At 43.7% G+C, this 20,177-nt stretch carries 15 protein-coding genes and 1 tRNA gene; 8 read left to right on the top strand and 8 right to left on the bottom strand.

Going from position 1 to position 20,177, the window contains the following annotated elements; genetic code table 11:
- Positions 1-30: 30 nt before the first annotated feature.
- From HWQ39_RS27815 to lepA, 7 genes are all read right to left on the bottom strand, one after another.
- Complete coding sequence (locus tag HWQ39_RS27815; RefSeq protein ID WP_292852546.1) at positions 31-1,281, bottom strand: cupin domain-containing protein; 1,251 nt, start codon at positions 1,279-1,281, stop codon at positions 31-33.
- 14 nt (positions 1,282-1,295) lie between these two features.
- On the bottom strand, positions 1,296-2,438 hold the full coding sequence (locus HWQ39_RS27810; protein WP_292852543.1) for a cupin domain-containing protein: 1,143 nt from the start codon (positions 2,436-2,438) through the stop codon (positions 1,296-1,298).
- 4 nt (positions 2,439-2,442) lie between these two features.
- Positions 2,443-4,284 carry a GMC family oxidoreductase gene (locus tag HWQ39_RS27805; protein ID WP_292852540.1) on the bottom strand — a complete coding sequence of 614 codons (1,842 nt, stop codon included), beginning with the start codon at positions 4,282-4,284 and terminating at the stop codon, positions 2,443-2,445.
- 23 nt (positions 4,285-4,307) lie between these two features.
- Entirely contained in the window at positions 4,308-5,381 is a 1,074-nt protein-coding gene (locus HWQ39_RS27800; RefSeq protein WP_292852537.1) for a gluconate 2-dehydrogenase subunit 3 family protein, read from the bottom strand.
- Positions 5,382-6,290: 909 nt separating this feature from the next.
- Positions 6,291-7,478, bottom strand: a complete 1,188-nt coding sequence (locus tag HWQ39_RS27795; RefSeq protein ID WP_292852534.1) for a glycosyltransferase family 4 protein — start codon at positions 7,476-7,478, stop codon at positions 6,291-6,293.
- A gap of 315 nt (positions 7,479-7,793) precedes the next feature.
- Entirely contained in the window at positions 7,794-8,081 is a 288-nt protein-coding gene (locus HWQ39_RS27790; RefSeq protein WP_292852531.1) for a PAS domain-containing protein, read from the bottom strand.
- Between the two features lie 401 nt (positions 8,082-8,482).
- Positions 8,483-10,294, bottom strand: a complete 1,812-nt coding sequence (gene lepA, locus HWQ39_RS27785; protein ID WP_292852528.1) for a translation elongation factor 4 — start codon at positions 10,292-10,294, stop codon at positions 8,483-8,485.
- Positions 10,295-10,890: 596 nt separating this feature from the next.
- Between lepA and HWQ39_RS27780 the strand changes: the two genes are divergently transcribed.
- From HWQ39_RS27780 to HWQ39_RS27755, 6 genes are all read left to right on the top strand, one after another.
- Complete coding sequence (locus HWQ39_RS27780; protein ID WP_292852526.1) at positions 10,891-11,127, top strand: hypothetical protein; 237 nt, start codon at positions 10,891-10,893, stop codon at positions 11,125-11,127.
- Between the two features lie 172 nt (positions 11,128-11,299).
- Complete coding sequence (locus tag HWQ39_RS27775) at positions 11,300-13,066, top strand: ATP-binding protein (RefSeq protein ID WP_292852523.1); 1,767 nt, start codon at positions 11,300-11,302, stop codon at positions 13,064-13,066.
- A gap of 605 nt (positions 13,067-13,671) precedes the next feature.
- Positions 13,672-13,902 (top strand): NifU family protein, encoded by a 231-nt coding sequence (locus tag HWQ39_RS27770; RefSeq protein WP_012408256.1) that lies wholly within the window; start codon positions 13,672-13,674, stop codon positions 13,900-13,902.
- A 146-nt stretch (positions 13,903-14,048) separates the two neighbouring features.
- Positions 14,049-16,283, top strand: a complete 2,235-nt coding sequence (locus HWQ39_RS27765) for a glycoside hydrolase (RefSeq protein ID WP_292852520.1) — start codon at positions 14,049-14,051, stop codon at positions 16,281-16,283.
- Positions 16,284-16,496: 213 nt separating this feature from the next.
- Positions 16,497-17,123, top strand: coding sequence for a DUF1003 domain-containing protein (locus tag HWQ39_RS27760; protein WP_292852516.1), 627 nt, complete (start codon positions 16,497-16,499; stop codon positions 17,121-17,123).
- Positions 17,124-17,236: 113 nt separating this feature from the next.
- Positions 17,237-18,715: an alpha-amylase gene (locus HWQ39_RS27755; RefSeq protein ID WP_292852513.1), complete on the top strand. Its 1,479-nt coding sequence runs from the start codon at positions 17,237-17,239 to the stop codon at positions 18,713-18,715.
- Between the two features lie 245 nt (positions 18,716-18,960).
- On the opposite strand, the gene HWQ39_RS27750 is transcribed toward HWQ39_RS27755, so the two are convergent.
- A tRNA-Ser gene (locus HWQ39_RS27750) sits at positions 18,961-19,047 on the bottom strand.
- 106 nt (positions 19,048-19,153) lie between these two features.
- Here HWQ39_RS27750 and HWQ39_RS27745 point away from each other — a divergent pair.
- Positions 19,154-19,522: a 2Fe-2S iron-sulfur cluster-binding protein gene (locus HWQ39_RS27745; RefSeq protein WP_292852510.1), complete on the top strand. Its 369-nt coding sequence runs from the start codon at positions 19,154-19,156 to the stop codon at positions 19,520-19,522.
- A 98-nt stretch (positions 19,523-19,620) separates the two neighbouring features.
- Positions 19,621-20,166, top strand: coding sequence for a thermonuclease family protein (locus tag HWQ39_RS27740; protein WP_292852643.1), 546 nt, complete (start codon positions 19,621-19,623; stop codon positions 20,164-20,166).
- Positions 20,167-20,177: the final 11 nt, after the last annotated feature.

The following is a 20,177-nucleotide window of genomic DNA, read 5'->3' as shown; positions in this document are numbered from 1 at the left end:
TAGACTACTAGTCATGCTACCAAACTTGTATTAATCATAACCCCCAAACATAAACAGAGAAACTTGTTCATCAGTAGCATTCATTAAAGCGTGGAGATTACCACCTTTGAGCATGGCAAAGTGTCCAGGTTGTAGTGTACGGATTTCAAAGCAGCGTTCTCGCTCTGGCATTTTGCACCAATCACCTACTACCATAAATCCTTGGCCATCCATCATCAGAAAAACTTCCTGATTATCACGATGGCGATGTAAACCAATGCCACAGCTAGGATTGAGGACGTGTAAATCTATGTAATCTACAGCAAAAAATCGTTCAAAACCGTTGCCATGATTTTTACTACCAAAGGCATTGAAGTTCCATGATTCTAACTGGCGACCCAATTCGGGTTTACTGGAGTAGCGCCCATAATTAGACATCAAATTGCGATATTCCAAAAAGCCAACACCACCGTGAGGGTTAGGACTGATGCCTGTTCCCAAAAAGTGATCCCATCCCCGGAGGGTCATGTTGAATTCGTAGTGGTAGTTTGCCCCATTTTGGGAGTCCCAAATTTTTTCGCTAAAATCTGCCCAAGCAAGTTCCACGTGGAGGGGTAACACAGGATGCATTGTGTTTGTGGGGGCAACGTCCAGTATATAGCGATCGCTTAATACTTCTCGGTTGAAGTCTGCGATGCTGCCATGTACTAAGTCAGTCCGTACCTGGAGTTCGCCGCGATCGAAGGCATTGCGTCCCTTGTCGTCTAGCTGACTTCGCAGATCGTTGCCTGGATAACCCCAAAACTCAATTTCATAGCGATCGCTCAGTGGATTATACGGCACTACAAGCAAAGTTGGAGTTGCTACACCTGCGACTTTAATCCAGAGTTTAATTTTTTCTCCTAGTTTATGGTTGGTAGCAACGGATAACTTTGTATCAGGGCCGCCACGGTAAGAAACTCGCAAAAATGGCCCTGTCCACTCTCCCACTGTCACCAAACCCCGAATTAAAAAGGTGTCGGTACTAACGAAATCCTTGACATTTTGTTTTTGGAAATCTGTTTTATTGTCCTGTTGAGTCGGATCGAGAATATTCGCATCATTTCCCTGAGGCCCATATAAAACCAGAGATTCATAGGGAAATAAATACTGGAACTCCCCAGTTAAATAAAAATCACGTTCCGCCGCTAGTTGGGAACGTTCGAGAAAGTTTAACAACTTCAGTAGCGGATTACCCCGACTATACTCAGGTGGGGTATTGGGATCAACTTTAAAAACACTGTCAGAATGAAGGATAAACATGGCAAAGCTTAAGGTTAGATTGTGTGATACAAGAAAGCGATGAATTTTAGGGGTTTTGTACCAGGGTTACGAATGCCATGCATCCCACCACTCTTAGTAAAAATGATGCTACCTGATTTCACCGGCAGTTCTTTAAATTCGCGTTTCCCCAGTCCCATCACTTGACGTTCTACAGTCGGGTATTTGTCGGTTGCTGGATCGTCGCCGACGCGCATGTAGGCAATACCCTCTCCCTCGCTGATGTAATACAATTCTTCCGTGCCAATATGTTGGTGAGTTCCTTCGACTTTGCCGGGAGGAATTGTTACTTCGTGGAAGAAGATGTTGGAACCACCTAGTTCTCGTTGCACAATCCAGCGCATATCAATAATGTTGTCGTTTGCTCTGTCTGGATTGTCGTCATCCATCATTGCATTGCGATAGCGCACAGGCTGAATGTCGGGTGCTTGTAAAAACCAACCGCGTTGGAAGTTGATCAGGTAATTTTGATCCGAGATTGTATTTTGGGGTGAACTGGGGTCTTGGGTGCGGGGTTCTTGGTGCGATCGCGAATAGTCATTATCCCAAGCTGTCTCAGCATCACTAATTTGGTAGCCAGTTGGTAAATTGCGATCGTTTTCCCGAAATGCCAATTCTATCTGCGTCAGTGCTTTGATATCTTGTAAAGCTGGGTTAAATGCCTTGACTCGCGTAATTGGCCCGTTACGCCCCATCTGATCCAAAATCTGAAAATCGTGGTAGCTGGTGGCGGGAGCTTCTAGGGTTTCCCAAATCTCTACAGTGTAAGCATCAATCCACGGGCAATAGTGCAGCTTGACCCTAGATTCTGCTTTTTTGCTTTGATCTTCCGGTAACAGCCTCACCCAAGCAATCACACCATTACTGAGTAACCGCTTTTTCTCGCGTACTTGCTCTACTAAACGACTGCCTCTGTATTCCAGTCGCAGAAAATTACTGATAAACTTGCCATCAAGATATACTTCTCCCTTCAGGGCATTGATACCCAGGTAGCTACGAACCTCGCGCACATTGTAACGGTAGCGGGGACTGCGGGTAGCGTTGAGGTATTCAGCATGGTAAATGCGATCGGGAAAAAAGACGACTTTGAAAATCTCATTCCACGGATTACTTTGAATATCGTTAAATGCTGGATCCATAAAGTTAAAGCCTCTTAAGTAATTCGTCAGCTACCCGAAAAGAATTGGCCTGAATTGTCAAGGTGGGATTCGCGCCTCCTGAAGTGGGCATAAATGAACCATCGGTGACGTAGAGGTTATCAAAGTCCCAAGCTTTGCAATTGCGGTCTAGCACAGAATCATTGCGGTCATTACCAAACCTTGCTCCCCCAAGAATATGGTTAGCAATCCGTGCCAAGGCATTTTCTGCCAGGTACACGCCACCCTGACCTTTAAATTCAAATTTGAATTCGCCGGGAATTGTATTACCACCCAATTTCAAAATCTGGCCACACATTTCAGCCAAGGTGTCCATGAGATATCTGTCGTGACTGTGCCATTGTTTGATGATGTGAGCTACAGGACGACCCCATTTATCTTGAATTGTGGGATGGAGTTCAATCCGATTGGTCTTAAGGGGTACTTGATTGGCCATAAAGCTGACGGATAAACCCCTGCCTATGTTGTTGTCCAAAAAGTCAGTCAACCCTTGAGCCGCTAAACTGGTATCCTCAATAAAGCCTTTCCAAAGCGTGTCTAAATCTCGACTACCGTGGGTACGTCCGAGAGAAATAGGCAAGGCTTGATCGGAAGTATTGTTGTAAATTGCTCCACCTGCCCAAAGCCCTCTGCTTTTGAGAAAGTCGTCAGTGGCACAAGCATCGGTTGCCCAATCAGCATCGAGAGCTAAGGTTTTATCGCTACGGGTAGGCATGAGGGCGCTAGCACCTCCAAAACAGTGGGTAAGGAAGTATTTACCCAGTAAATCATTTTGGTTGATGCGTTTATTGAATTCGGAACTCAGCTGTGCTGACAACTTCAGCAAGCGAATCGATTCAATGGCAGAACAGGCTACGATTACCAACTTTCCTTGAACAAACCGGGTTTTGCCACTAGGATCGCGGTACACGACTCGGTTGATTTTCGCTCCCTCACTTTCTAAATGGGTAACTACGCAGTTGGTGCGAATTTCAAAGTTTGGTAAATTAGCGATCGGGCTGAGTAAAGATACCCAAGTACTCGATTTCACACCCAAAGGACAGCCAAAGCGGTTCACATAACTGGTTTTGAGGGTTTCGGGGTCTTTGGGAACTTTGCGCCCACTGGGTTCATGGTCACGGGTAATCACCGCTAGGGGTGTGCGGTAAGGCTTAATCGGCTTACCAGCACCCAATTGTTCACCTAGCTTGTCCATGCCCGCTTTGGCATAGTTACTAATTGGGTTAGGTTCTAGGGGCGGTTGATAGCTATCTTTACTAAAAGGCTTGAGTTGGTTGTCAGCAGTGCCGTTAAGACCGACAAGGGATTCAGCTTTCACATAATACGGTTCTAATTCGTCGTAACTGACAGGCCAATCACGCGCTTCTCTCTGGACATCGCCATTCGGGTCATTTTTCAAGTCATTACGTCCAGCATTAAAGCTTTGTAGGCGTAAATCGGTAGGCGTAAACCGCAGGGAAACACCACCATAAAGTTGAGTACCGCCGCCTACTACTTGGGCTGTATAGCCTTCGATTGTGGCTCTATCTTGTCCATTGGGATCGCGGTAGATATGCGGCTCGTCATTAATATCTGGTTCAACGTGGCTAGAATAAAAGGCTTCATTGAAGTTAGCAACTCCCGGAATACGGATGCGCTTTTCTGGGCCATCAGCAAATAATTCGTCACGCTTAAAGTCACTTAACCCTTGCGGACTCTGATATTGGGGTCTAAATAGCGGGCCTTTTTCCAGGATCAGCACTGATTTCCCAGCCTTCGCTAATGTGTAGGCTATGGGTGAACCCCCAGCACCACTACCAATGATCACTACATCAAATTCAGTTTGCATATATCTTCTCCTGAGGAAATCAATTAGCCCCGATAATCGCTGTTAAGCCCAAGGGGTGCTTCTATCGCCCTGCGCCAATCAAATAAGGTTTTGCCGTTCTGATCTCTATACCTTTCTGAGAGATAAGCCCAACCTGTTCCTCCCACATTTCCGCCATATTTCGGATGAGAAAATGCACCTGAAAATGTGTGACGGCGCAGTAATTGGAGGAAGAAACGAGGTTCTTGATATTGCTGATAATTCCAACCATTGACTTGGTTAGTAGCCATTTCGTTATACAGGTCGATGTACAACTCTTTAGAGACATTTTTTGGTTCAACGTAGGGATTGCGCTGTCTCAATATTTGGTTAATTTGACCTAAGCAAATTTTGTAATCAATTAAATGATGATTTTCTTCTCTAGCTAAAATGTTGTCAATAAAGTTTGCTGCTCCTACAGATTCATCTAGACGATAAGCATAGGCATATTGCACTTGTTTATCTTGTTTACCCAAAATATTGTAATAACGGTTCAAAAAGTTTTCCCCTTCCTTGGTTCGGAAAGGCAAAATATGATCTACTAACCGAGTTACAATGTCAAATTCCCAATCTTCAAAGTTTAATGGTTCAGTGCATAATTGGGTAAAAAACCGTGACCATAATTGACCGTTATCAAGCTGGGCGCGTTGGGGATTGATTGGGTCTATAATCGCCTGCCCATCAACGATAAATTTATAGGTATGAAATTGTGCTTTCGGTACCACAATCGATAAAGCATAATATCCTGTGGGTTCCCCAACAAAGTTAACAGGCTTAAGTGGAATTGGCTCATAAAGGTTGGCAAAAGTCCCAATCACAGCAACATTTTTTGGCGGTGTTGCTCCTGGTTGTTGATATACGAAAGTTACTACGTTGGAAGAATAACTTTTAACAAAATCTTTGCCATCGCTGTAACTATCGATAATCGGAAATCGCCAAGATTCCGCAATGCGAGAACGAGGATCATCGTCAGTCAATTGTCCAAAGTTATGACGGGGATCTTTATTATCTCTGGCGATAAATTTAGTGCAGTGGTTAAGTACGTATTGGTCGTCTGTTTGCAGAATTTCAATAGCCATTATTTTTTCGTGGTAGATATTTATTAATGGGTTTTGGCGTCAGAAAAGCTTTGGAGTGCAGTACTTTTACACTCCTTCTTTCATCTATGGCGATCGCTTTTATGAGTGTACTACTCACTTACACAAGAACTCTCTGAAACTCTGATTTTTTTGTATATAACGGCTCCCACTCAAATGCAGTACAAAATTATATCGCAAGGTGTAGGGGCAACTTATGTAGATGCGTACCCCTGCGGGCAATACCCTGCGGAGACGCTCCGCAGGGTATTGCCCCTACGGATGTACCTTACGTCTATATATGCGCCTTTTGCGGTAGCTTTCTCTTTCGGATATCTACGCCAACGCCAACGCTAACGCATCTACGTTTTTCATAATTTTGCGTCAGTCCGATGATTGAGAGAAAATCAAGACGCCATAAGCCCCAATCCCAACATTGGCACGGAAGGGCATACCATTGGAATGATTGGGATTGCTGCGATCTGCAAAGATATCATAACCAGATTGATCGATTGCATCAAACTCCAGCCTTTAGGAATATAATTTTCAGGCTCGTTGTTCTTGCCGTAAATATTACGAATAGTGAGTCTTGTTCAAAAATCAAATAGGAGTCCCATATCACATTTCTATATATAGATTCATACTGCAATTGAGCAACGTCAAAACCAAGTGAAATTTGTACTGCTGAAGAAATTACAGCAGTGCCTCTTGTGGAATTATCAAAAGATGACTAGGAATTTATGCAGGCTTTAACAAAGTTTACATTTATTCACTTACAGCAGTTTGCAAGTCAATGAGGTACAAAATGCTGGGCTCCAGATTCAGATATAAACAGTTTCTATCTCCTGTCTCCTGACTCAAAACCAGTAGCTTTTGTACTTCATGCAAAAGAAAACTGCTGTACTTGATTGATTACCACACAATTTGCGATCGCTCTTGCACCACTTGCTGATAAACTCGATCGGTTTGCTTGGCTAACTTTGGCCAGCTAAAGCGCCGTTCTAAATCTTTATAGGCGTTATCTACCAGCCATTGGCGATAACCTGGATTTTTCAACACTTCCAAAATTCCCCAAGCTAAAGAATCAGGATTGTTCACCCAAGTTACAATACCTGTTTTGGTATGTTGCACCACTTCAGGAAAACCACCAGTATCAGAAACTACGACAGGAACACGAGAAGCAAAGCTTTCTAAAGCCACAATTCCAAAGGGTTCGTAAAGACTTGGAAAAACCGCGCAGTCAGCGACAGTTTGGAATCTATCTAAGTATTGATCGGAGAGAAAACCTGTAAAATAGCAATGATGCCAAATTCCCAAATCCCAGGCTTGGCGCTTGAGATGGTCAGTATTGCCACCACCAACGATGACAAATTTAACGTTACCTCCCATTTGGGAAAGGATCTTAGGTGCAGCATTGAGCAATATAGGTACACCCTTTTCGTAGGTCATGCGACCAAGATAATAAACGATTTGCTCATGGTCTGTGGCGAATTGGCGGCGAAAATTCAGAGCATGAAAATCTACGTTATGCTGTTTCTTTTCGGCTCGGATACCGTTATAAATGACATCGATTTTGTCCCAAGGACTGTGTAGCGCTCGTTCTACTTCTTGGCGCATATAATCGCTACAAACAATAATTCGCCAAGCATTGTAAGCCAGCAAGGTTTCTTTGCCATTTATATAACCTTGAATGTCTGTGTTAATACCGTTGTAGCGTCCGAATTCTGTAGCGTGAATTGTGGCGATTAGTGGTATTTTAAAATTATGCTTCAGAGCGATCGCAACATCTCCAACTAACCAATCATGGGCATGAATTAAGTCAAAGGGCCCTTCCTCCAAAATTAACTTACCACCATGATCTCCCATACTCAGGTTGAGATTGACTACCCAGTGGAAAAAGTCGTTACTATGTGCTACTGGTACTCGATGTACTTTTACTCCCTCAACTACCTCATACATCGACGCTTGACCAAACTCCGCTGTAATCAGATGGATTTCATGTCCTAGCTTTACCAACTCCGGGTACAATTCCGCTACATGCCGCGCAATTCCCCCAATAATCCTTGGTGGAAACTCCCAACTCAATACCAGTATCTTCATCTACTAGACTCCCCGACGTATTACAAATATCTAATATCTAAACAACCACATTTACCTAAAAATACAGGTCTAGCGAATGCAGTGAGTACTTTTACTAAAATTTTTAGATTTTTTAACAGTGATTTCATTAAAGGTTGTCAACTGTAGGCTAAGGATAGGAAGCAATATGATACTAATTCGTAATTCGTAATTCGTAATTTAGGACTATTGCCCGTTTTGCAACTCAGGCTTTAAGAAGGAGTAACGACGGAAACAGCATGAAATCATCGCGCCCTTGCTGTTTAGCGATATAAAGTGCTTTATCTGCTGCATTAATCAAGTCGGCGAAATTTCGGAATTTGGTACAATGCTGACAACGCCTAGAGTAACGGTAACGCGATCGCGATCGTCTGGATGAGTGAAATCTAACCAACTTTTGAAGAAACCAGAATTCCACCCTTCGGGGGCAATGCCTAATAATTGTTGCAGTTGTGGACTAATATAAGCTTCTTTAGTTGTGTCATTAATGGGTGAGACATAAACAACACCGGGAATTTGTTCTACCAGAGTGCGATACTTTTGTTCTGCCTCAGAGAGTTGTTCTTGGGCCTGCTTGCGACTCATGATGTTTTGAATTTCTAAAATAAATTATCATTTTTTCTGTTAGAAATCCTGCACGAGAGACACACTTAAGAATGGTTAAACCTACCAACAGCAGGCTGGAACTCATTTGAGGCTTTTGTAATGAAAATTAATGAATGTTGAAGAAGAATACAGAATAACAAAATTTGGTGTGGGACTGAAAATAGTAGATTTAGATGCTCTTGCTAGTACAGCACGGCGTAAATAAACAGACCATTTCAAATAGTGTAAGAGCTTGGAATACAATTCTTTTGACTTTTGACTTCCGCCTTGCGGTACTAGCTTGCTTCTTTGCAGGAGTACGCGGACTCGCTTTGCGTAGCGATATCCGCCCCTCGGAATCAAATTCATTCTGAATTCTGACTCCTGACTCCTGACTCCTATTAGTTTTGATCTAACCGAAGTACTGCCATAAAGGCTTCCTGGGGTACATCTACAGTCCCCACAGATTTCATCCGTTTTTTACCTTTTGCTTGCTTCTGTAAAAGTTTCTTCTTCCGACTGATGTCACCACCGTAGCATTTTGCTAGTACATCTTTCCGCAAAGCCGGGATATGTTCGCTGGCAATAACTTTACTACCAATAGATGCTTGAATTGGCACTTTGAATTGATGACGGGGAATTAGTTCCTTAAGTTTTTCTGCCATTGCCCGCCCGACGTTGTAAGCTTTATCTCGATGCACAATCATCGCCAAAGAATCTACAGGATCGCCGTTAATCATGATATCCAGCTTTACCAAAGGATTTTCACGGTAGCCGATGATGTGATATTCCATACTGGCATAACCGCGCGATCGCGATTTCATCTGGTCGAAAAAGTCAGTTACAACTTCCGCCAAAGGTAGTTCATAAGTAAGTGTGGTTCGTCCTTGGGTGAGATATTTCATATCTTTGAAGATGCCCCGGCGATTTTGTGACAACTCCATCAAGCTGCCAACATAAGTTTCCGGCGTAATCATCTCTACTTGGACGTAGGGTTCTTCAATTCTTTCGCGATCGTTGGGAGAAGGTAAGCGGCTAGGATTATCGATGTACAGTTCCTCACCTTTTAAGGTAATGACCTTATAAACCACCGATGGAGCTGTAATGATTAAATCTAGGTTATACTCTCGCTCTAAGCGTTCCTGAACAATTTCCATGTGCAGCAAACCCAAGAACCCACAACGGAAGCCAAACCCCATCGCGCTGGAAGTTTCCGGTTCGTAATGTAGCGCTGCATCATTGAGTTCTAGCTTTTCCAAGGCTTCCCGCAAATCTTCAAATTGATCGGCATCAATAGGGAACATCCCGCAAAAAACCATCGGGTTCGCTTCTGCGTAACCTGGTAAGGGTGACTCTGCTTTCGCCTTACTGAGGGTAATTGTGTCTCCTACCCGTGCATCAGCGACAGCTTTTATTGCTGCTCCCAAATAGCCTACTTCCCCGGCGTGCAGTTCATCAACTTGCTTTTGAGTCGGAGAAAGGACACCCAACTCATCAATTTCAAATTCTTTACCGGATGCCATTAAATGGATGCGATCGCCTTTTTTCACTGTGCCATCCATCACCCGGAAATAGACAATTACTCCCCGATAACTGTCGTAATAGCTATCAAAAATTAACGCTCGTAAGCGTTCATTTATGGTATTGGGCGGTGGCGGTATCCGTTCCACAACTGCTTCTAAAATCTCATCAATCCCAATTCCTTCTTTAGCAGAAGCCAGAATTGCCCCACTACAATCTAGACCAATAATTTCTTCAATTTCGCCAATTACCCGTTCTGGTTCAGCCCCCGGCAAATCGATTTTATTCAAAACCGGAATAATTTCCAGGGTACTCTCTAACGCTAAATATACATTCGCCAAAGTTTGTGCTTCCACACCTTGGGACGCATCTACTACCAATAGCGCTCCTTCACAAGCAACAAGAGAGCGGGAGACTTCATAAGAGAAATCCACGTGTCCCGGAGTGTCAATCAAGTTCAGCACATACTGCTGACCATCTTTGGCTGTGTAGTTCATCCGGGCAGCTTGCAGCTTAATCGTAATGCCGCGCTCCCGTTCCAGATCCATGTTATCGAGAAACTGTTCCTTCATCTGTCGGTCTTCAACAGTGCCAGTAGCTTGTAGCAAGCGATCGGCGAGGGTTGATTTCCCGTGGTCGATGTGAGCAATAATACAAAAATTGCGAATGCGAACTGCGGGAACGTCAGTCATATACTATCTTTGCCTTAGCAGCAACCAAAGTTAAAAGGGCAATTTACTTAATGTATTTTAATGCTTTCTTAGCCAAGACGCTCCGGTTTTAGTGCTGAGTTCTGAGTTCCGTTAGCGGATAGCTAAGGTTTAGCCCGTGCTGAGTGGGGCAGAGGGGAAATAACCCTTAACTCATTACTCATTACTCAGCACTCCTAACTCAGCACTCCCTTCACGCCATCTTTAACTTTCGATCTCAATAGGTGGACTTTTAAGAATATTATGAAAGTCTATTTGTCGTTGCTAGTATTCAACAGCTGGGAGCGTACAATAAATGTAAATAAGTACATGTAGGGATCGTGTAGCGATCGCGAGCAATTGCAACCTGTAATTGCTCAGAATCACTGATTGATCGGCCAAACATCTAAAGTCATTGTCTAGTCAGTTATATGAAAAATGCGATTTGAAACTTTAAGCTGTTACTTTGGTGCTATTTCAGGGAACTATTTAACTGTGCCCTTAAAGATTTCTCGCGTAAATTAGCCCAAATGATGAATATAACTACTTTACAAAACTTTAGACAAAACCAATTCAGAGAATTCAGAGTATATAAACCTATGAATATGCAAGAAAAAACTACCAAAGCGGGAAACACACAAACCGATAAGGTAGAAATTGCTGTCCGCTTGGACTCAGAGTTACTAGAGCAAATTCAGCATCTTACGAATGATCCAAGTAAGGTGATTGAAGTGGCGATTCGCCAGTGGTTGCGGGGTGAAATCCTCAGAGATGATGAACTAACGCGCACACCTGTGCGTACTCCTGTTCCTCCTCGCGGTGAATGGAACGATTGACGCCATTAGTCAACTGTCAATGCAAGTCAAAAAAGTAAAGTTTGCCAATCTGGTTTCCAGAACGCCAAAAAATACCCAATCAAACACAAAAAAGCTGTAAAAATTTATATATAAATTTGAGCGGCTTTAGTAAAATTACGGTCGGACACCCTTTGTCTATCCAACTCAATTAATGACTATTACTGCCAATTCCCAATTGCCGAATGTATTTTCCCAAAATCTGGAATCTATTACCAGTAAGACTGACGGCTTATTACCAACTCTAGGAGCCGAGTTGATTTATACGCAAGATGGGGCAGGGCGCTATCTGACCTTTTGTTGGCAGTACAGCGAACTTCTGGGGTTAAATACTGAAAAAATAGTTGACGATCTGAACCAGACTCAAACCTTTGCCCCAGTGGATAAGGTTAGTTATTTGGAACGATTGCACCGAATTTTGACAAATTTAGTGCCAGAAAGGTTTCAGTGCTGGTTTAGCTACCACCAGGAATTATTTGAGTTGGACTTAGTGATTAGTCCAATTATGCCGAGTTTGGGAACCACTGCCACTACAGTTTTAGTGATGGGACGCTTAATGCAAGCGACACTCAATAAAAAACAAGCGCGTGTGGCATCAAAAACACCCACGCAAATAGAGTTGGCTCTACGTTCACAGCAACACCAAAAACTGGTAAATCGCATTACCAGAAATATTCGCCGGACATTAGATTTAAATATTATTTGGCAGCAAACAGTTGACAGTTTGGGAAAAGCACTGCGACTAGAACGCTGCATTATTTGTCCTTATCAGCCCTCAAGCTCAAAAGTGCAAGTGAAAGCTGAGTATCGCCAGCCAGACCTCAAATCAATGCTTGGCTCAGACATAGATATAGCTTCTGAGGCTGCCTTTGCTCAAGCCTTGGCAACTCTAGAACCAGTTGTGATGGAAGTGTCTGGATATATGGGATCTTCTGGGCGGCAAAAAACTTTGGTGGTTGCTACTTGCTATCAAGACCAAGCTAATGGATTGATTGCCTTGAATTGGCAAGATGAATGCTACACATTAACAGAATCGGAATTAGAACTAGCGAAAGAAGCAGCAGATCAATTGGGAACTGCGATCGCACATGCTACTTTATATGAAGAATTAGAAATAGCGCGTCAAAAAGCCGAAGAAGCTTCCCGCCTCAAAAGTGAGTTTCTGGCCAATGTATCCCATGAAATTCGTACCCCCCTTAACGGGATGATTGGCTTTTTGAAGCTTATTTTAGAAGGTATGGCAGATGATCCAGAAGAACAAAACCAGTTTTTAGCAGAAGCTCACCACTTATCGATACATCTGCTAAATATCATCAACGACATTTTGGACATTGCCAAAATCGAAGCCGGCAAAATGGAGCTAGCTTACGCTCCAGTCAAACTAGATGAATTATTCAGTGCTGTCGAAAGTTTCATGCGTCCCCAAGCAGAAGTGAGAAACCTCAGCTTTCGGATGCAAATGCCTGCTATCTCCGATGAAATCATTGTCCAAAGCAACTACCAACGGTTACTACAAGTGATGCTCAATTTGGTAGGTAATGCGATCAAATTTACACATGAGGGTGGTGTCACCGTTAGCGCTGATTTAGTACTCAAAAAGGCGAACTTTCAAGATCAGCAATTTCCTGGCATGGTGAGAGTACGCGTGGCAGACACCGGTATCGGTGTTTCTTTAGATAAACAAGATAAACTATTTCAATTATTCTCTCAGGTGGATGGCTCCCGCACTCGCCAGTACGGCGGCACAGGTTTAGGACTGGCAATATCCCAGAAGCTAGTAGAGGCAATGGGTGGCGAGGTACATTTTTATAGTTTGGGCGAAGGTCTTGGCTCAACAGTCACATTCACAGTGCCACTATATCAACAACCAGTCATGGTTTCGTCTAATGATAGCGACTTAACAAACAGTGCTGAATGTTGAGTAATGAGTAATGAGTGCTGAGTAATGACTAATGAGTAGGATTCCTTACTCACAACTCGGAACTGTTTTGCCCCATGCCTAATATGGTTATTAAATAATAATTACTAAAAAACTTTAAAGTTTAAAACTCAAAACCCAGTATTACCAAGTATCCAAACTCATTACTCATTACTCATTACTCAGTACTCTTGAGGGGTATTGGGAAAAAACCTTCCTTATCCTCACCTCCTTACGTTCTCTTCAGTACTTTAAAGGCTAAAGTAGAGTAGGAGGGCTTGCACTAAAAATTGTTCAGCTAATCTAACTATCAAGTTGCTAAAATCAGCAGTGGTTTAGTCAAAAGTCATTAAAAACTGACACCTGACAATCTAGCGGCAATTAGATTTAGGATCGATTTAACAAAGCTGAAAAATAAAATTTTGGATAATGGTAAATGAGTAACGGCGCATCTGGTCAAGGGATCATGATTATTCAATGCCCAATGCCCAATGCTCCATGACGGCAGTTGCTCCACTTGGGGAGACCCCATCGCCCTTGGCGTCTCCCCTTGGGAGAAGACCGCACTGCCTCCCCAATGCCCATCCCTAACTTAGCAGGTCTAAACTATGGAACTCACAATTGACAACGTTGAAACAGTTTTAGATGAAATGCGCCCTTATCTTATGTCTGATGGCGGCAATGTGGAACTCGTAGAACTTGATGGGCCTGTTGTAAAACTGCGGCTGCAAGGTGCTTGTGGTTCTTGTCCCAGTTCTGCAATGACCCTAAGAATGGGTATTGAACGCCGTCTTAAGGAAATGATTCCCGAAATTGCAGAAATTGAGCAAGTAGTCTAGGGATTGGGGAAGGTGGGGCCCCCTCTGGGGATAAGGGGTAATGGGGATTGGGGACTGGGGAAGAATGGATTTTTTCATTCATAATTTATCATTAATACCTAATCCCTAATTTGTAATCCCCAATCCCTAACTCCTAATTACTTGCTATGTCCCATCCTCTCTACATTGCTTTTATCTGGCATCAACATCAGCCGCTGTACAAATCCCCTGGCAGCGGCGTTTCGCTATCTCCAAGTCAGCACTACCGTCTACCTTGGGTACGTTTACATGGAACTAAAGATTATTTAGATTTGGTATTGCTTTTAGAGCGGTATCCTAAGTTACACCAAACGGTGAATTTAGTTCCATCGCTGATATTGCAACTAGAAGATTATATTGCTGGCACTGCTTTTGACCCTTACCTGACAGCCAGTTTGACACCAGATGAACAACTCACCCAGCAACAGAGGGAATTCATCATCCAACACTTTTTTGATGCCAATCACCATACCCTGATTGACCCTCATGCCCGCTATGCCGAGTTGTACCAGCAAAGGCAGGAAAAAGGGCAAGCTTGGTGTTTAGCAAATTGGGAATTGCCAGATTATGGTGATTTGCTAGCTTGGCACAATTTGGCTTGGATCGATCCGTTGTTTTGGGATGACCCGGAAATTGCTGCTTGGTTAAAACAGGGTCGGAATTTTACTTTAAGCGATCGCCAGCGCATTTATTCCAAACAACGAGAAATTCTCAGCCGGATTATCCCCCAACATCGGAAAATGCAGGAGGCGGGGCAGCTAGAAGTCACCACCACGCCTTACACCCATCCGATTTTACCCTTACTAGCTGATACTAACTCTGGGCGAGTAGCCGTGCCCAATATGACGCTACCTAAGCAACGCTTTGAGTGGGCAGAAGATATTCCCCGCCACTTGCGGAAAGCTTGGGACTTTTATCAAGACCGCTTTGGACAGATACCTCGTGGTTTGTGGCCTTCGGAACAATCAGTAAGTCCGGCGGTACTTCCACATATTATTAACCAAGGCTTTAAGTGGATATGCTCAGATGAAGCCGTCTTAGGGTGGACGCTGAAACACTTTTTTCGTCGGGATGGGGCGGGGAATGTGGAGCAACCTGAACTATTGTACCGACCCTATCGCCTACAAACCGCCGAGGGTGACTTGTCAATTGTGTTTCGTGACCACAGATTATCAGACTTGATTGGCTTTACTTATAGTGCAATGCCAGCAAAACAGGCAGCAGCGGATTTAGTAGGACATTTGCAAGCGATCGCTAAAATGCAAAGAGATAGTCAAAGTGAACAACCTTGGCTAGTTACCATCGCCTTAGATGGGGAGAATTGCTGGGAATTTTATCCCCAAGATGGCAAACCCTTCCTAGAAGCTTTGTATCAAAGTTTGAGCGATGAACCCCGCCTCAAACTCGTCACTGTCTCCGAATTTCTGGAAGAATTTCCAGCCACAGCCACTATCCCCGGAGGACAGCTACATAGTGGTTCTTGGGTAGATGGCAGCTTCACCACTTGGATCGGCGATCCTGCCAAAAATCGTGCTTGGGATTATTTGACAGAAGCAAGAAAAATGCTTGCAAGTCATCCCGAAGCGACAGAAGAAAACAACCCCGAAGCATGGGAGGCTTTGTATGCCGCCGAGGGTTCAGACTGGTTTTGGTGGTTTGGTGCAGGACACTCCTCAAATCAAGATGCCATCTTTGACCAGTTGTTTCGAGAACATCTGTTTGGCATTTACAAGGCATTAAATGAAGCTGTACCGCCCTATCTCAAGCAACCAGTGGAAAACCACGAAGCACAGGGAAGCCAGATCCCACAAGGATTTATTCATCCCGTCATTGATGGTAAGGGTGATGAGCAAGATTGGGATAAAGCTGGGCGTATAGAAATCGGCGGCGCGCGGGGGACAATGCACAATAGCAGCGTCATCCAGCGACTTTGGTATGGAGTCGATCACTTAAATTTCTATTTGCGACTGGACTTTAAAAGTGGCGCTGCACCAGGACAAGATTTGCCAGCAGAGTTGAATTTACTGTGGTTCTATCCAGAAAAAGCAATGGTCAATAGCCCAGTCCCCTTGGCAGATTTACCAGATGCAGCCCCACTAAATTACCTTTTCCACCATCTTTTAGAAGTTAACTTGCTGACGCAATCGATTCAGTTTCGGGAAGCTGGAGACAATTATCAATGGCATCCCCGTTTCAGTCGCGCTCAAGTAGCTTTAAATAATTGTTTAGAGTTGGCGGTGCCGTGGGCAGATTTGCAAGTGCCGCCAGATTATCCTCTGCGCCTGATTTTGGTACTTGCTGATGAAGGGCGTTTTTCCAACTACTTGCCAGAAAATGCTTTGATTCACATTGAGGTGCCTTAGAACTCAATACTGTTGGTTTTACGAAATACCTATTAGGGGCATACATCTGTATGCCCCTAAAATCGATTTATTTGGAAATCATATTTAATTTTTCTAGTTCTAAATCTAAATAATCGAGCAGTATTGGGATGCGATTGCCTACGGTGGGGTAAAACGTGATCGTTGGTGGAAGATAAGCAATAATCGATAACATCCAGATTCAGGAGTTGGTGCATGACCGATAACGCAGATAGTACAGCGAACAGACACTTCAGTTCAGGTACTAAAAAAATCAAAGAGAAAGCTTCTCGAAATCAAGTGATCACGGCTCCATTACCAGACCCGATTGCAAAAAATATTGAAGCGATTATTTCACTTCATACCCAGGAAGTTCGAGATATTCCCGTCCACCAGCGGATACTAGAAGCGATCGCTACATTCTTTGGGCGATCGATATTTATGTATAGTTTGCTAGTCATACTGGCTATCTGGATTTTTAGCAGTTTTTTCGATCGCTTTTTGCCATTCAATCTCCCCTCGTTTAGCTGGTCAGGTCAAGGCTTAGACGCAGCGTCATTGGTGATTTCAACCGGAGTACTGGTACGACAAACTCGCCAAGAAAACTTTGCCGAACAACGGGCGCAATTGACGCTACAGCTTAACCTGTTGTCCGAGCAAAAAATTGCCAAGATTATTGCTCTATTAGAAGAACTCCGTACCGATTTGCCTGATGTAATAAATCGGCATGATTCGGAAGCGAAATCGATGCAGGAACCGGCTGACCCGATCGCAGTATTGGAAGCACTCCAGAAAAACCTGGCTGAAGAACTGTCACCCACAGAAGAAAACAATATGAGTTGAGCGCAGTTTTTTAGTAGATTTTTGTTTCTATTGAAAGACAAAAAATAAAACTTAATGTACAGTCTTTGTGTCGGAAATCACAATTTATCGTATATTTAACCAGAGGGATAGATATGGCTCAGCTGAATGGTGTAATGATGCAGTACTTCCATTGGTATATCCCTCCAGATGGCAATCTTTGGAATGAGTTTAAAGATAAAGTCAAAGAGTTAGCTGATGCAGGTGTTACATCTGTTTGGTTACCCCCAGCTTACAAAGGAACAGGGGGTGGCTACGATGTCGGCTACGGAGTCTATGATATGTACGATCTAGGTGAGTTTGACCAGAAAGACTCGGTTCGGACAAAGTACGGCACAAAAGACGAGTATATCGCTGCTATCAAAGCGGCAAAAGCTGCTGGCATTCGAGTCTATGCTGATGTTGTCCTCAACCACAAGTTAGGTGCAGACTTAGAAGAAGAGGTAGAAGCAACTCCTTACAATCCAGACAATCGGCACGAGCCAATCGGTGAGATGCAAACAATAAAAGTGTGGACTCACTTTACCTTCCCAGGTCGGAAGGGCAAATACTCCGATATGGAATGGCACTGGTGGCACTTCGATGCGGTTGATTACAATGTTTACAACGAAGGAGAGAATGCAGTTTACCTGTTTAAAGATAAACAATTTGACGAACAGGTTGACCTAGAAAAAGGCGCTTTTGACTATCTCATGGGATGCGATCTGGATATGGAAAGTTCAGAAGTTCGCGACGAGTTGAATCGCTGGGGTGAGTGGTTTGTAGAAACCACTGATATAGATGGCTTTCGTTTTGATGCCGTTAAACACGTCAGAGCCGGCTTTTTCCCAGAATGGCTGCAACACTGTCGCCAAAAAGCAGGTCGCGATCTTTTTGCCGTCGGTGAGTATTGGTCTTATGAAGTTGAAGCGCTGCACCATTTCATTGACGTCACTGGTGGCGATGTGTTGCTGTTTGATGCGCCATTGCATTATAACTTTAGCGCTGCCAGCAAACAAGGCAATGAGTACGACATGCGGCAGATATTTGATAACACCTTGGTGCAACAGCAACCTGCTTTAGCCGTCACCTTAGTAGAGAATCATGATTCTCAACCCTTGCAGTCGTTGGAGTCTGTAGTAGAAAGCTGGTTTAAACCGTTGGCTTATGCGTTGATTCTACTGCGAAGTGATGGTTATCCCTGTATCTTTTATGCAGATTACTATGGTGCTAATTACAAGGATAAAGCCCCAGATGGCAATGAGTATGAAATTTGGCTAGATAGTCATAAATGGATAATTGATAAATTTTTGCACGTTCGTCAAACCTATGCCTATGGCGACCAATACGATTACTTCGATCACGCCAATACAATCGCCTGGACACGCTTAGGAGATGAAGAACACCCTGGCGGTATCGCGGTTGTTCTGAGTAATGGAGGAGAAGGGACTAAGTGGATGGAAGTTGGGCAACCCAACAGCACTTACATTGACATTACTGAACATATCAGCGAACCTGTCACAACCAATGATGAGGGCTGGGCTGATTTTCGATGCGATGCTGGTTCTGTTTCTGTGTGGGTTCCACAGTCTTAGTCGAGCTTTTAGTAGCATTCACGAAGAAAGTTACGCACTTGACAAAATACTGCTTAAAAGAGAAATTAAGCAGTATTTTGTGGATAAGCCACAACCCTGATTATTCCGTTACAAAGCAATTTAATATCGCCTAAAAAGATTCAATTTAGGCAATGTTTAGTCTAAGTTTCAGATATGCTTTTTACTAAACCTGACTATTTGTAGAACTATGGTTCAAACTATATATTTAGAATTAGGTCTGAAAACGGAGAGGGAGAGATTCGAACTCTCGGAAACGTTTCCGCTTCACAGACTTTCCAGGTCTGCGCCTTAAACCACTCGGCCACCTCTCCAGGTGCCACAAGTTACGATCATACTATAGAATCCTAGAAAATGCAAAGATAAAGAAAGATATTCTAAATTGAATCTGATAGTCCTAATCCCAAAACGCAAATCCAGATGTCCCGTACATACACAATTAAAGTTCGCGATCGCGCCACTGACAAAACATACACCCTAGAAGTGCCAGAAGACCGCTACATCCTGCACACTGGCGAAAAACAAGGGGTAGAACTACCGTTTTCCTGTCGCAACGGGGCTTGCACCGCTTGTGCTGTGAGAGTGTTGTCAGGAGAAATTTATCAACCAGAGGCGATCGGCTTGTCGCCAGATTTACGTCGCCAAGGTTATGCCTTGTTGTGTGTGAGTTATCCCCGTTCTGACTTGGAAGTGGAGACACAAGACGAAGATGAAGTCTACGAACTCCAGTTTGGACGCTATTTTGCTAGGGGGAAAATTAAAGCGGGTTTACCCTTAGATGAGGAATGAAGAAGAATTCAGAATGGGCTAAACGCCCCGCTACCGCTAACAGGAGTCAGAATTCAGAATTCTGTCTCGATAAACAATTCAAAATCACCGAATTTCTGATGCCTTTACATTTTGGTGACTGGATGCGAAAAATAGCTATTTTGGCTTGTTTATTGCTCTTGGTGAGTTGCCAAGCCAAAAACCAGCTGCCAAACAATGAAGCCCAGGTGAAAGTAGCACGGGTAGTTAGTGGGCAAAGTTTGGAAGTTTTAGGCATGGCTGAACAACCAAATTTGATTTCCCAAGTGCGGTTAGTGGGTGTTGATGCACCAGATTTGCGACAGCGTCCTTGGGGGGAAGCAGCAAAAGAACAGTTAGAGAATCTAATTGGTGGTGTAGAACAATCGGTAACGCTGGAGTTTGATTTAGAAGCAAAAGACAAAATCGGGCGAACTCTAGCTTATGTGTGGAAAAATAAGGTGTTGTTGAATGAAGAACTAGTCAAACAAGGGAATGCAATGTTTGTGGGGCGATCGCCCAACCACAAATATGACCAGCGTTTAGAACGTGCCCAACAATGGGCTAGACTCATGAGCCAAGGAATCTGGAACTCAGAAAAACCCATGCGCCTCACTCCCGCCGAGTTCCGCCGCCAAAATCTTTGAGGAGTGGGGGC

Origin of the sequence: Nostoc sp. NMS8 (genome assembly GCF_017115045.1) — a bacterium.
In the GTDB taxonomy this organism is placed as follows: domain Bacteria; phylum Cyanobacteriota; class Cyanobacteriia; order Cyanobacteriales; family Nostocaceae; genus Nostoc.
The sequence above is the reverse complement of the archived record's forward strand: the minus strand, read 5'-3'. Positions and strand labels throughout refer to the sequence as shown.